The organism is Noviherbaspirillum soli (assembly GCF_015352955.1).
GTDB lineage: Bacteria > Pseudomonadota > Gammaproteobacteria > Burkholderiales > Burkholderiaceae_D > Noviherbaspirillum_A > Noviherbaspirillum_A soli.
The window spans coordinates 39,824-52,119 of sequence record NZ_JACYOX010000011.1; the positions used below are offsets into that span (position 1 = coordinate 39,824).

The 12,296-nt window shown below is 57.8% G+C and carries 14 protein-coding genes; 4 read left to right on the forward strand and 10 right to left on the reverse strand.

The genetic code is table 11. From position 1 onward, the window contains the following. The first annotated feature begins 149 nt into the window (after positions 1 to 149). Both IGW04_RS10580 and IGW04_RS10585 read left to right on the forward strand, forming a co-directional pair. Entirely contained in the window at positions 150 to 464 is a 315-nt protein-coding gene (locus IGW04_RS10580) for a hypothetical protein (protein WP_228526997.1), read from the forward strand. Beyond that, entirely contained in the window at positions 461 to 1,366 is a 906-nt protein-coding gene (locus IGW04_RS10585; protein ID WP_194713042.1) for a Mom family adenine methylcarbamoylation protein, read from the forward strand. The genes IGW04_RS10580 and IGW04_RS10585 overlap by 4 nt, the downstream gene beginning before the upstream one ends. A gap of 659 nt (positions 1,367 to 2,025) precedes the next feature. On the opposite strand, the gene IGW04_RS10590 is transcribed toward IGW04_RS10585, so the two are convergent. The 6 genes from IGW04_RS10590 to IGW04_RS10615 form a co-directional block, all read right to left on the reverse strand. After that, on the reverse strand, positions 2,026 to 2,520 hold the full coding sequence (locus tag IGW04_RS10590) for a hypothetical protein (protein ID WP_194713043.1): 495 nt from the start codon (positions 2,518 to 2,520) through the stop codon (positions 2,026 to 2,028). Between the two features lie 192 nt (positions 2,521 to 2,712). Then, positions 2,713 to 3,561 carry a PRTRC system ThiF family protein gene (locus IGW04_RS10595; RefSeq protein WP_194713044.1) on the reverse strand — a complete coding sequence of 283 codons (849 nt, stop codon included), beginning with the start codon at positions 3,559 to 3,561 and terminating at the stop codon, positions 2,713 to 2,715. Further along, positions 3,561 to 4,163, reverse strand: a complete 603-nt coding sequence (locus IGW04_RS10600) for a PRTRC system protein A (protein ID WP_194713045.1) — start codon at positions 4,161 to 4,163, stop codon at positions 3,561 to 3,563. The genes IGW04_RS10595 and IGW04_RS10600 overlap by 1 nt, the downstream gene beginning before the upstream one ends. 12 nt (positions 4,164 to 4,175) lie before the next feature. Then, positions 4,176 to 4,889, reverse strand: coding sequence for a PRTRC system protein B (locus IGW04_RS10605; protein ID WP_194713046.1), 714 nt, complete (start codon positions 4,887 to 4,889; stop codon positions 4,176 to 4,178). A gap of 280 nt (positions 4,890 to 5,169) precedes the next feature. Beyond that, complete coding sequence (locus tag IGW04_RS10610) at positions 5,170 to 5,688, reverse strand: hypothetical protein (protein ID WP_194713047.1); 519 nt, start codon at positions 5,686 to 5,688, stop codon at positions 5,170 to 5,172. 79 nt (positions 5,689 to 5,767) lie between these two features. Continuing rightward, positions 5,768 to 6,394: a hypothetical protein gene (locus tag IGW04_RS10615; RefSeq protein ID WP_194713048.1), complete on the reverse strand. Its 627-nt coding sequence runs from the start codon at positions 6,392 to 6,394 to the stop codon at positions 5,768 to 5,770. 389 nt (positions 6,395 to 6,783) lie between these two features. On the opposite strand from IGW04_RS10615, the gene IGW04_RS10620 reads away from it, so the two are divergent. Then, the gene (locus IGW04_RS10620) at positions 6,784 to 7,899 is read left to right on the forward strand and encodes a nuclease-related domain-containing protein (protein WP_194713049.1); all 1,116 of its coding nucleotides are present in this window, start codon (positions 6,784 to 6,786) and stop codon (positions 7,897 to 7,899) included. A gap of 96 nt (positions 7,900 to 7,995) precedes the next feature. Here IGW04_RS10620 and IGW04_RS10625 read toward each other — a convergent pair whose 3' ends face one another. From IGW04_RS10625 to IGW04_RS10640, 4 genes are all read right to left on the reverse strand, one after another. Then, positions 7,996 to 9,087, reverse strand: coding sequence for a PRTRC system protein F (locus IGW04_RS10625; protein WP_194713050.1), 1,092 nt, complete (start codon positions 9,085 to 9,087; stop codon positions 7,996 to 7,998). Between the two features lie 112 nt (positions 9,088 to 9,199). Then, positions 9,200 to 9,409, reverse strand: a complete 210-nt coding sequence (locus tag IGW04_RS10630) for a PRTRC system protein C (RefSeq protein ID WP_194713051.1) — start codon at positions 9,407 to 9,409, stop codon at positions 9,200 to 9,202. A gap of 18 nt (positions 9,410 to 9,427) precedes the next feature. Next, the gene (locus tag IGW04_RS10635) at positions 9,428 to 9,880 is read right to left on the reverse strand and encodes a PRTRC system protein E (protein ID WP_194713052.1); all 453 of its coding nucleotides are present in this window, start codon (positions 9,878 to 9,880) and stop codon (positions 9,428 to 9,430) included. Between the two features lie 78 nt (positions 9,881 to 9,958). Next, the gene (locus tag IGW04_RS10640) at positions 9,959 to 11,635 is read right to left on the reverse strand and encodes a PRTRC system ParB family protein (RefSeq protein WP_194713053.1); all 1,677 of its coding nucleotides are present in this window, start codon (positions 11,633 to 11,635) and stop codon (positions 9,959 to 9,961) included. A 277-nt stretch (positions 11,636 to 11,912) separates the two neighbouring features. On the opposite strand from IGW04_RS10640, the gene IGW04_RS10645 reads away from it, so the two are divergent. Next, positions 11,913 to 12,200, forward strand: coding sequence for a hypothetical protein (locus IGW04_RS10645; RefSeq protein WP_194713054.1), 288 nt, complete (start codon positions 11,913 to 11,915; stop codon positions 12,198 to 12,200). Positions 12,201 to 12,296: the final 96 nt, after the last annotated feature.

Genomic DNA, 12,296 nt, shown 5'->3' on the forward strand with positions numbered 1-12,296 from the left:
CCGCACCTGGAGCGCCGGGAGGCACGGTGCGAACGAGAGAAATGCCTAATAACAGTTGTCGCTTAATACCAAACGTATTCATATTGACTGTGTTTGTATTATCGATATACTGAACGCCTCCTTAACTGCATTCAACGGCGTTACTCTCAATGGGCTACCTTAATCCTCTGCTGGACCTTCCTTCTGCAAAAGCACTGCTCGATCGCCCTTTGGATGAGCGGCTGGCTCTTGCAGCGATCTTCCGCGACCTTCGCACGCAAGCGAACGTCGAAGCGGAAAGGTCTTGGGCCAAACGCAAGGGTCCGATGGCGGCTTACTGGCGTTCGGTGTCTACTTATGCGCGGCACACGGCGCACGCTCTTAGCCAATCGAATCCCGCTGCCATTCCTGTGCAAACCACCCGGCCTGCTGAATCGGCGGACAGCCATTGCACATCCGATGCGGCCGCGGAGATCTTCCAATGAATGCCGGTTTCCCCTACGGCCCTGCACAGGCATGCCAGCGCTGGACAAAACGCCGCGTGAGTTTCAGGCCAGCCGGGGAGCTGTTCAACCCGGACAGGCATGAGGTCGTCCTGTTGAATGACACCGACGCGAAGGCGTTCTGTGCCGAGCACCACTACGCTGGAACACTGCCGCCCGCCAGATTGCGTGTCGGCCTCATGCGCAAGATGGCATTTAGCCCGGATGCCCTTGTCGGCCTCGCCGTGTTTAGCGTCCCCATGAAAAATGCAGTGCTGGAAAAGTACCTCAAGGCGGACATGGAAACCGGTGCGGAGCTGGGCCGCTTCGTGTGCACGGAGGCGGTCGAAGGCAATGGCGAATCATGGCTTATCCGCGCGGCCTGCCGCCTGCTGCAAAGGGAAACCAAAATACGGTCCATCGTGAGCTATTGCGATCCGCTGCCACGCACGGATGAGTTCGGCCGCATCACAAAATATGGCCATGTCGGGACAATCTACCAAGCTTCTTCGGCGAAGTTTCTTGGCCGCTCGTCCCCGCGCACGTTGGTTCTTTCGCGCAGTGGGCAAGTGATTAGTGAACGGGCATTGTCAAAGATTCGGGCGGGTGAAAGCGGTGCTGCCTATGCGTATCGCCAGTTGCTGGCCGCCGGCGCACCGGAAAGGGAATGGGGCGAAGAACCGGGCGACTACGTTCGCCGCGCGCTCAGTTCGGGGGCCTTCACCAAATTCCGCCATCCTGGTAATTATGTGTACGGCATAGGATGCGGGAACAAGCTGGAACGCCGTCTTGCCAGTTCACGCCTGGGACCAGGCCTGCCCTATCCCAAGGCTGAGCTGGTATCCATCGCATCACGCAACGACTGGGTACCTTCAAACATGGACTTCAACGTGTTTGCCGCCTAGATCAGGGATTCGCATCTCACTCCGGTCCTGTTACTTGCTTCTCAAGGACAGAAACACCACCACGGCGAAAAACCCGCCGATGAGCAGCAGTATGTAGTCGAGCGGACTCATGATTTCTCCTAATGGATGCATGAGACCTAGTTTAGTCCAAAGACATTTGACTCGCAGAAAAGAAAAAGCCTACCTTTGCGAAAAGGTAGGCTTTGGTATTGCGCTTATAGCGTGTGCTGGCAAGGAGCCAGATTACTTCCCTCTGAGTTTGAAGTAGACGGGAATCAGAAAAAACACGCCAATGCCAATCAGCATATAGTCAAGGGGGCTCATGAGTTCTCCTGTCGGTCGTTGTCAGTGCCGCTTTCGGTGGACACTTCAGTGCTATCTATCGAACACATTGTAACCAAGATAAGTCCCAAAGACACTACCTTCAGTGCATTCGGCCAGTGATTCAAATCGTTTGTAACAATCAAAGCAGCATTGCCGAGTAGTAACGCCCCAGCTGTTCTTCCTGCCGCCATGAAGTTATCAACGCTAAGGTTGTACTTTCGTTTTGGTTGTGACGCCATTAATTTCCCGTTGCGGTTCTAAGTTGCTTAAGATGCAATAAAGCCGGTTTCTCGACGTGTCATTGCAGGCCGGAAATGCCACACACAAGCCGATAATTACGTCGACTGTCGAGGAACGGCAGGGTGCTGGTTAGCCGTTGTAACAGGCCGGATACCTTGCGGCGTGTTGTCTTTCACGATCTGGACAATCTCGTTTCGATACCGGACAGGAAGGACGGCTAAGGCCAGTGCCGCGGCGGACGCCGGATGGCGTTCTGCCTGGTCGACCACGAAACACCATGCCTCGAAGTCGTTTTGAAACACGGCGACCTCATCGCATCGCTGCAGGTCCGGCCGGCCATCCACATCAAAAATGTCCCAGCCTTCCCGGACCGCATCCTCGGCAAACACATTGCGCCAGGCACGGCGAGCTTCCTCTCCGGCCGCCTGATCTGCTTGCTCTGCCGTGGCATAGCCGCCCTCGCTGACGACGCCGGCTGCGTTGCGCCAGTAGAAATACGCTTTGCCGGATTCCGGCGGGTTCGACAGGATCGACCATCCCTTTATGCTACATGGATGCTCTGTCGGTTCCGCAGTCAGTACTGTTGTCACTACTCTCTCCTTTGTTGAATGAAATTCCCTTTGCAGGGGTTAAGGTGCGAGGAGAGATGTCGAACATCGAACACGATGGAAAAGCGTTAATAAACTTTTCCCGATCAGAGGAACGGCAAAGAAAAAACCCTCAGTCGAAAAATCGAACTGAGGGCGTGGGGTTTAGTTAGACCGAGAGAGCTGGCTGAGCAATTACGCCGCAACCGGCTGCTCCTGCGGCTTCTTTTTGGCGCGTGAGGCCCTTGGCTTCTTTACCGGCGCGGGTGCCGAGGGAACGACATAGCCGAACCGCTTCCAGACCTCTTCGCTGACCTGCAGGGGGGAAGTTCTCCCCGACTTCAGGTTCACAAAGATGCCGTGGCAGGCGATCTGTCCATGCTGGAAAAGCTCCGTCAGGATATTGCAGGCAAACATCGCCACCGAGGTGTTGATGAACAGCGACTGCTTTTCGAGTGCGTCAGCCAGAGAGCAGCTGGGCACGTCGTCTGTGGCGTCCTGGGTAGGATCGATCAGTTCCGGGTACAGGTCCGCAGCGTGTGGCAGCCGCGGCACTTTGCGTTCCTTGGCGATCTGTGGGCAGACCTCGCCCAGCACCACCTGACCGTCGCCGAGACGATTGCCGCAATCGAGCCAATACTGCACCCGGTTGCGTTGCGCCGCCTGCAAAATTGCCAGACGTGCCTTGCGGTTGTCCACGCAGCCAATGACGATCTGCGCTTTCAGCACGCTGTTGCTATCTATCCGCTCTACCCGACTCGACCAGTTCAACTGGAAAGCCAGGTTGATGCGATTGATGATCGTTGCCGCCTTTGCCGAACCGATATCGCCCGGATAGAACGACTGCCGGCCGACGTTGGCTTCGCTGACGGTATCGTCATCCCAGAGCGTGACATGCAAGCCGCCAGGATGGCCGAGTGCGATCAACGCCAGATGCAGCCGCACCAGGTTGTTCATCAACTGCGACCCGGTGCCGCCGGCGCCGATGACGGCAACCTGTACCTGCCTGTTGAGAAGCTGGGGATGGATTTGATGGATTGCCATTATTGTCCCTCCCACTTGTTGCCCATGTCGATGTACAGGCCATTGGCGCACAGGCGAAACCTGCACTCGATGTCGCCATCGAGCTTGCCAAACACGCCAGCGACCTTGAACTCGCCACGGTCATCACGGTTGTCTTCGGAAGAGAAGAATGCCGGGAGGCGACCATGGGAATGCAGGTCGACCACCAGGTGCTCGTTGTCAGCCAGCGCGGGCCGGTTAAACGCCACCGATGCGTTGGACACGGACGTTGGGACCATCTTGACCAGCTTGCACTGGTCGGTCTCATCGTTCCAGATGATCCAGGCAGCACATTCGAGCGGACAGACGTCACGGGCGAAAGAGATGAACTCCTCGACCAGACGGCCCGGCACTTTCTGCACCTGCACCACGGGCTCGACCGCGCCGTAAGGCATGGCAACCTGCGCCTGCTTCGCCAGATTCCAGCGAAGATAAAGCCATGCCCTGCGTGCTTCCAGCCAGAGGCCGTCAGCCGCTGCAAGGAAGCGGTGGCCATGACGCGCCATTGGGACAAAGGGTTCATGGCGAGGCACCATGACAGTCGGTGTGGCTGACTGCAAAACAGCATCGATACGGTTAAGCATGGTTAGCATTCCTTATTGGAGTTTATGGATTAATTTTTGGGCGGTGACATTCGTGCTCACCAGGACTTCATTGGGAAAAGTGGTGAACTTCCCGTCGAGCATGTCGCGCCAGAAGGCAAAGCAGCCGTGTTCCCAGAGGACCAACTGGTTCAGTCCGTGGATGTTGGGATGGGTAAAAGCACTTTCGAAGAAGGCCTTCGTCCATGCATCCGGGTTGGTGACGGCTTCCTTGGTTGGCGTGCGCGTGGAGCCGGTACAGATAGCGCCACCGGACCAGACGTTGAAGTACGGCGAAACGTACAGGGCCGTGTCAGCCGTTGGACGTTTGTTCTCTGCGAGCGCAAAGACATACCAGCTTGCCCCCTTCACCACGAACAGCAGCGCGGGATGCGGCACGATGGCTGCGCGCTTTCCCAGTTCCTTGCATTTGAAAGCAATGCGCCGGGACTTGGCTTCTTCCCACCACACCATGCAGTCGTCGGTTAGTGCGATGACGTTCGGGTGCAGCAGTTCGAGCGGCTTGCGCACGGCTTCCTTGACGCATTCCAGCATGTCGAGCAGGCCGGCCTTGGTCGCGCCGCGCCCTTCGCCAATGACTGGACCGGCAGCGGTCTGGACCACGGCATTGATCGTGACCAGGTCGACGCTGTCCGGGTTGGCCCCGTACATCAGAATGGCATGCTGCAGTGAATAGGACGGGGTGGACTGATACAGGTTGACGTTCATGGAAACCTTTCAAAAAGAGGCATTGAGGAGTTCCGCAGGGAGCGCGGATTGGCTATGTGCTGGAGATATGTCGAACGCCGGGAAATAAGCAGGAATACGGGAAATGCCCTTCGGTTGCGCAGCGCAAAAATGTTCATCCTGACAATTTGTTACAACCCGGATAGAACCTTAGGCGGAAGGAGGGACTCAATTGAGGGTGCTTCTGATGAGTACGCAGCTTCAAGAAACACCAACGAACTACAAGGAGAAAATCCATGCGACGCAAAACCGAACGATTCTCTTACCTGATCGCGGCCTTTATCACCGCAGCCTCCGCAACGGCATTTGCCCAGACCAGCACGACGCTGGGCACAGGTGGCAGCACGGCCGGCAACGGCAGCGCCAGCTCCACGCTAGGCACCGGCGCAAGCACCGCGGGTGGTGGCAATTCCGGCAGTTCCAGCACGCTTGGCACAGGCGCAAGTTCGGCCGGCAACGGCTCGACCGGATCAGCGATTGGCACTGGCGGCAGTAATGCTGGTAGCGACCTTTCCTCGGGCAGTTCCAGCACCGTGGGCACTGGCGCAAGCTCCGCAGGCAATGGCTCGACCGGATCGGCCATTGGCACTGGCGGCAGTTCTGCCGGTCGCGACCGTTCCTCGGGCAGTTCCAGCACTCTGGGCACCGGCGCAAGCTCGGCTGGCAACGGTTCGACCGGATCGGCCGTTGGCACTGGCGGCAGCAGCGCAGGCAGGGGATCGACTGGATCGACCGTTGGCACGGGAGGCAGCACCGCAGGGGCCGGTTCCTCGGGGTCCACGGTTGGAACCGGAGGCAGTTCGGCCGGTTATTCCCGCGATAGCGGCGGCATGAACCCGCGTACTTCCGGATCGTCCGCATCAGGCACCACTGCCTCCGGCAGCGCCATGATGGATGACGATCGCGGCGGCAGAAAGGGCCACAAGGAGCACAAGGAGCACAAGGAACACAACGGGAAAAACTGCCCGCCGGGCCTGGAAAAACAGGGCCGCTGCTAACGGCTTGTCGCGTGTTCCGATAGCCTCATCGCCGATGGGGCATTTATGACATGAATCTGCGCCGCACAACGGAAGCTTTCCGTGTGCGGCACAAGGAGAACGAATGATGAAGACCAGACTTGGCATGAGCCTGCTCGCCGGCGCCATGGCGCTTGCGGCTTCTACGACCCTGTACGCGCAGGGAGCCACCTCGGGCAGTACCAGCACCACTGACAGCAGCGGCTTTGCTGCAGGCCGCCATGCGGATGGCGGTACCGGCGTTCGCAAGGCACAGAGCAGCAGCACGACCAGCACGAGCGGCGTGAGTACAGGCGGCTCCAGCAGCGCCGCCGGCAGTTCCAGCACATCCGGCAGCGGCGGCAGCGCAACCGCTGGCAGCGGCGTCAGCGCCTCGACGCTAGGTACGGGCGGCTCGTCGGCCGGAACGCAGAACAGCACGGGCGGCACGGCCACCAGCGCAACCGGCACCGGCAGCAGCGCGACTGCCACGGGCCCTAGCGGCAGGAGCACTTCGAGTTCGTCGGGCAGCAGCGCGGACCCTGCGCCAGGCGCGTCCGGGTATGCGCACGATAAAGCGCATTCCTCGACGCACGGCAAAGACGCTGCACCCGGCCAGCGAATGAAGTAGGCACAGACAGGCTAGGACGGTTCCTAGTCTTCGAGAACGCTCATCACTCTCATCTCTGCACCATGCAGAAATGAAAAGCCCTCAGCAGGACCGGCGCAGGAGGATGGTGCTGTGGCCGACTTGCGCCGAAAAGCAGGATGGCAGAAATTCCAATGAATACCTGTTCAGGCAGATCAGTTCAGACCACGAATTGTTACAATAGAGAAACTTTTATTTGTGGTGCTGTCAAACTGAATGTAGGAGCAAGTGGATGATTTGCAAAAACGCGGACAGCAAAGCCGAGGCCATTGCTACCCTGGAGAGCCTCCTTGCGCGCGCTACCCCTGACAAAAAAGCATTGATAGACCGTGAGTTGCGCATGATGCGCGCCGGCGTAAAAGGGGAGCAGGAGGCTGCATACCTGATCGATTTCCAACTCAAAGAAAGTAAGAACACTGCCGTCGTCCATGATTTGCGAGTGCAGCTTGGTGATGGCCGCGTCGCCCAGATTGACCATTTGCTGATTCATCGGACGCTTCGCTTCTACATCCTGGAGACCAAGCATTTCTCTCATGGTGTAAAGATCACCGATGAAGGCGAATTCCTGCGCTGGAACGACTGGAAGAAGACCTATGAAGGTATACCATCGCCGATCGAGCAAAATGAGCGTCATGCGGCGGTGCTACGTACGCTACTGAGCAAGCTTGGCCTCGGAGAACCAAAGATCGAGTCGATGATTCTGATCGCGCCCCAGGCGCGCATTGACCGTTCCAAGCGGTTCGATAGCGCCAGAGTCGTCAAAGCTGACCAGTTTTTGACCGCGATGCAAAAGAATCTCGACAATACCAACATCTTTGGCCTGCTCGGCGGTCTGGCAAAGGCGTCGTTTTCTGAATCGATCGGTGACATCGCGAAAAAGCTCATCCGCTTGCATCGGCCAATTACCATTGATTATGCGGCCAAGTTTGGCATGGCCAGCAGTTCGAGCGTTCCGGTTACCCCGCCCCTCTCTGCAACCCAATTCGGCCATTCCACACTGGCTCCGGCACCTGCCGCTGCCCAAGTAGCGTCAGCCCCAAGTGTCGCCGGTATGGAGGCACAGTTCGGCCAGTCGGCATCGCCGCTGCCGAACACGACGCCTGCGGCGCAGACTCCAGCCGTTTCCCCAACCGGTTCCTGTCGCAAATGCCAGGGTATGGACGTCTCGGTCCAGTATGGCAAATACGGTTATTACTTTAGATGCGCCAGCTGTGACGGCAATACGCCGATCAAGCTCGATTGCGGCAAGGAAGGACATAAGGAACGGTTGCGCAAAGACGGCCTGCGGTTTTACCGGGAATGTGCGGATTGCCAGAGCAGCGCAATGTTCTTTACCAATCGACAGTAAGCAGAAAGAAAAAAAAGCCCTCAGTTCGGAAACTGAGGGCTTGGTTGGAGTTGAAGAAGAATGCCGGGGCAGGCGTCGCAGGTAGCGCGGCGCCGGCTAGCATCCATGGCGGTAATTGCCGTTACTGAGTTGCAGAAGTAGCGTCTCGATCGTTTTGACCAGCCTGAAGCCGTCCAGGATCCCTTTCCACCATTCCCCAAACGCCTCGGTATCGTCCTGGTAGACGAGCTCAAGATGCGAGGACTGCGTGTAGTTGTCGCTGCAGTTGTTAGCCATCTGGAAGAAGTCATCCAGAATCATCCCCATCTGATCCTCGGAACTGAAGCGGATGACTGCCAGGGTGTAGACCGGTTCGTGTTCGCTGTAGCTGAACTCGCCCAGCTTGTGCGACCCATCCTTGTAGGCTTCGGCAAGCGCCAGCGTTGATTGCAACACCTCCTTTGCCCAATCCGGCGTCGACACCTTGTTGATGATGTCTTCCACCTGCAGCGGCGTGAGTTTCAGTTGCGGGCAACCTGCCCACTTCGGCACCCCTTCCAGCAGCGTTTCCTTGGTCGGCAGGCCTTCGAAGTTCGGGTCTTCCTCTTCGTCGTCCCCGTTTTCGCCCTGCTCGCCTCGTTCGTCAAAGTAGTACATGAACGGAACGTTTTCGAACACATGGTTGAACGTGAACAGGAGCATGCTCGCGTACCCGGCCCATTGCAATGCGGCGCATACCGTTTCTCCCAGCCCTGGACACAGTGCTTCCAGTGCCAGGATGCGTTCGCCGATGAAGACGGTTGGAATGGCGCCGGTATCGACCGTGAAGTGGAATCGGCTGCCGGCCGGTTTCGCTTCATGATCCTCCCGCATTTCCGCATACTCCTGTATATCGCCGTCGTTGATATCGACCGACAGCTCGAACAGGGTCGGCTCGCCAAGAACTTCATCAATCCCGCGGCTGACCGCTTTCTTGATCACGCCCTCGATGGTTTCATCGGCAAGCAGATCGTCTTCCCGAATCACCCCGATACGCCCCAACTGGCTGGCCAGCAGGACGATCGACGCATGGGTGGCCTGAGTGAAGCAATCGGGCACCTGCGGGGCGATCTTGGGGAGGCTTAGAAGAAAGGGGGCAGAAACTGCGGTGCTGGCTGCAGGACCGGCCCCTTGTTGGATGCCAAAACTGTTTTCGTAGCCTTTGAACATAGTGTCATTTCCTTCTGGTCAAATGAAAAAAGGGGGGAAGAATTTCCCCCCTTCGCGTTGTTGGCATCGTCAAGCTTCTGACGAACCCAAGCATCGATGGGGGTCATGTTGCTTACCCTTTGGCGCCGGCCGTCTTGACGAACTTGTAGAGGAGCTTGTCGCCCTTGTCTTCAGGTCCTTCCACGGTGGCGTTGGTCAGTTCGGGAAACGTGGCACTGTAGATGTCACGCACTTCGTCGACGCTGAGGTTGTTACCCGGGCAGGGAAGCTCGGTACCGTTGTAGGCAAAAACCCGGGCCAGACTTTGAACTTGCAGAGCCATTTCGATTTCCTTGGTTGATTAAGCAAAAATGTTGATTGCGGATTGGCCAACATCGGGCGTTGCTGCGGGAGCGCCGTCGTTGCTGGTGCTGCCCGTGGTGCTTTGGCCCTGGTCATCATCGTCGTCGCTGGAAGGCGCCGGCGAGGATGCGGTGCTGAGCTTGCCTGCTTTCTTGATGGCGGCGGTTGCCTTGGATGCGAATTCCTTGCGGCCCGCTTCCAGGACTGCCTTGGTGGCTTCCACTTGTTCCACGACCGAAAGACGCGCGGTCGAGAACTGCGTGAGCGCCTCCACGAAGCCGGCATCAAGTTCCTCGGCAGTGCCGGTGAGCTTCAACGGCTGCGCCAGGGCTGCGGAATCGCCAGCGGTAGGCTTGGGCATCACGACCACGGTCAGGTTGTTGCCTTGTCCGGTAATGCTCATGGACAGGGACGGGCTTTGGGACAGCAGCTGCTGGAGTGCGACGAACATGGAATTTCCTTTGAAGTGGATGGCGCCCGAACGGGCATTGGGAGAAAAGAGGAGAACGGCGGATGCCGTTCCCGGTTGTTACTTCGCGTATTGCATCGAGCGGGGGACGAGTCCCTTGTACTCGAAGCCGTCGACCTTCAGCAGTGCCTTGATGATGTCGTCTTTCTTCTGGCCGAGGATTTTGGAGAATTGCTTTCCAAGCTTGGCTTTGAGTCCGATTTCTTCACACAGCACTTCGATCTCGCTCTTGGTGAGCAGGTCCAGAAACTCGGCGTTCAACTGCCAGTGAGCCTTCAGGTCCAGTTCCAGGAACTGCATGATTTCGATCAGGCGACGTTCTTCGATGGCGTCCATGGCGGAGGTGGTAATCCCCATGGTCATCATCTTGCGATAGTCCTCGGTGAGTTTCCCCGCCGCGTCGATCGCCTTGGTCAGCCCGGTTCCGGTAAAGGTTGCGTTGGTGCCGGACAGCTTGCCCAGTCCTTCGGCGAGCTTGCCGCTGTTGACGTGCCGGAATTCACCGGTCGCCGCCATCGACAACATGACCAGCAGGTTTTTCTCGGGGTTCTGCATCAGCTCCTTCTTAGTGAAGGTGCGCCATTGCTTGACCCGATATTCCTTGACGCGCGTGGAGTCCTGCACCGTGACCGGTGCCGTCGTCTTCGTCGTTGTCGTGGTTGCCGCCTTCGCCGTGGTGCCCGAAGGCTTGGCGCCGGTTGTCGGTTGGGTTTCCTTTGCAGGAGCCGCCGCCGCCTTTTCCGCGCTGATGCGCTTGGCCAACATCTTGCTGTTGCAGGCTGTATCGAAGCACTGGTTCTTGTACATCTTCCCCATGGCGTCCGGTATGGCGCTGACTGCGGCACCGTAGTTCTTGCAGGCGCGGCAGGCATTGGCCTGTTCTTCGCCCACGCCGGTCGCACCTTCTGCCACCAGCTTGATGATCGTGTACTGATCACCTGGTCGAACGATCCTGACTTCAGGGAATTCATCGGCAAGCGACTCCTTCCTCTTCACCAGTTCGGCTTCTGTCTTTTCGGTGTAACAAGCGCCGTTGGTACAGGAGCCGGTTCCAACCGCTTCGCCGAAGAGCGCCTGCTGGTTGTCCGAGTTGTGCCGGCAGCCAGCGCAATCGGTTTTGTCGAAGATCGCCGCAGCCATGCTCTTGGAGATGCTTTGCAGCTGCTGCTTGACCGCGCCGACCGTCAGGTTGTGCTCCAGGATGGCCGACAGCGCCTTGTCCTGAACCGCCTTTTCAGCCGCCGCGAGCAACTCGGCATGACCCAGTTGGATCTTGCGTTCGTTGAGTGCGGTGCGAACCGCTTCCGAACAGTTGGTCAGCGCCAGGCGCTTGACCAGCGTCGCACGCGACCAGCCCAGACGCTTTGCTGCCTCGTCATGGTCACCGGCACAGCTTCCCAACACGCGGGCGGCTGCGACAGCTTCCTCGGTCGGCGACATCTGTGCGCGCTGCACGTTTTCAATCAGGGAGACTTCGTCGGCCTCGGCGTCGGTCATATCCTTGACCAGCACCGGGATTTCATAGTCGTCGCCCTTCACTTTCTTTGCAGCGCGATAGCGGCGTTCGCCAGCCACCAGTTGATAAGCATCCCCGAAAGGACGAATCAAAATGGGCTGGATCACACCTTGCGATGCCACCGAAGCTTCGAGTTCCGCCATTTCTGCCGGGTCGAAGTAGGTGCGGGGATTACGGCCCATGGAAATACGGCCGAGGGACATCAGGGATGGGTGAGTCATTTCAATTCTCCAATCAGTAGTCATTAATGAACAAATACGGTTACCAGCTAATGCCGATTTCTACCTTGCTCATGGGGATGCACTACACGCGGTGATAACCGGGCAGGAAAAGGACTGGCTGATTGGTGCTTCGGGAAAGCTCAGGGTGTTCAACGCGCAGCGGCGGATGGTGAAGCGATGCATCTGCTGCAAGCGCATCTGTTTGCGTCCTGACAACTTCAATGCGCATTAAATGTTTAACATTTAGCAATGTCTACCTATTGATACGGAATGAGTCATGGACCAGAACCGCCCAGTCGAGACGCAGCCGGGATACGACCCTGACAGGTTGCTTGATGCAATGCTAGAAAAACTTCAGTTGAAGAATGACGCGGCCCTGTGCAGGGCACTCGAGGTCGCGCCGCCGGTGATCAGCAAGATCCGGCATCGCCGCTTGCCTGTGGGCGCTTCGCTGTTAATCCGCATGCATGAGGTGACGGATATGTCGGTGGCTCAGTTGCGTGAAATACTGGGGGATCGCCGGCAGAAGTACCGGCTCAGTGATGTGCAGGGCAAGCCAAAATAAGCCTAGGGCATCGCGAAATAAGTAGTGGCTGGTAAGTTATAGATTGCGTGTGCTCGCGTCAGATAAGGTGCAGTGGCTTGGACTTCATCTGACAGC

Coding starts and splice junctions, on each gene's coding strand:
- IGW04_RS10595 (WP_194713044.1), bottom strand. CDS start 3,561: ATGGCAATCCATCAAATCCATCCCCAGCTTCTCAACAGGCAGGTACAG.
- IGW04_RS10625 (WP_194713050.1), bottom strand. CDS start 9,087: ATGTTCAAAGGCTACGAAAACAGTTTTGGCATCCAACAAGGGGCCGGT.
- IGW04_RS10635 (WP_194713052.1), bottom strand. CDS start 9,880: ATGTTCGTCGCACTCCAGCAGCTGCTGTCCCAAAGCCCGTCCCTGTCC.
- IGW04_RS10640 (WP_194713053.1), bottom strand. CDS start 11,635: ATGACTCACCCATCCCTGATGTCCCTCGGCCGTATTTCCATGGGCCGT.
- IGW04_RS10585 (WP_194713042.1), top strand. CDS start 461: ATGAATGCCGGTTTCCCCTACGGCCCTGCACAGGCATGCCAGCGCTGG.
- IGW04_RS10645 (WP_194713054.1), top strand. CDS start 11,913: ATGGACCAGAACCGCCCAGTCGAGACGCAGCCGGGATACGACCCTGAC.
- IGW04_RS10605 (WP_194713046.1), bottom strand. CDS start 4,889: ATGAACGTCAACCTGTATCAGTCCACCCCGTCCTATTCACTGCAGCAT.
- IGW04_RS10620 (WP_194713049.1), top strand. CDS start 6,784: ATGATTTGCAAAAACGCGGACAGCAAAGCCGAGGCCATTGCTACCCTG.
- IGW04_RS10600 (WP_194713045.1), bottom strand. CDS start 4,163: ATGCTTAACCGTATCGATGCTGTTTTGCAGTCAGCCACACCGACTGTC.
- IGW04_RS10630 (WP_194713051.1), bottom strand. CDS start 9,409: ATGGCTCTGCAAGTTCAAAGTCTGGCCCGGGTTTTTGCCTACAACGGT.
- IGW04_RS10580 (WP_228526997.1), top strand. CDS start 150: ATGGGCTACCTTAATCCTCTGCTGGACCTTCCTTCTGCAAAAGCACTG.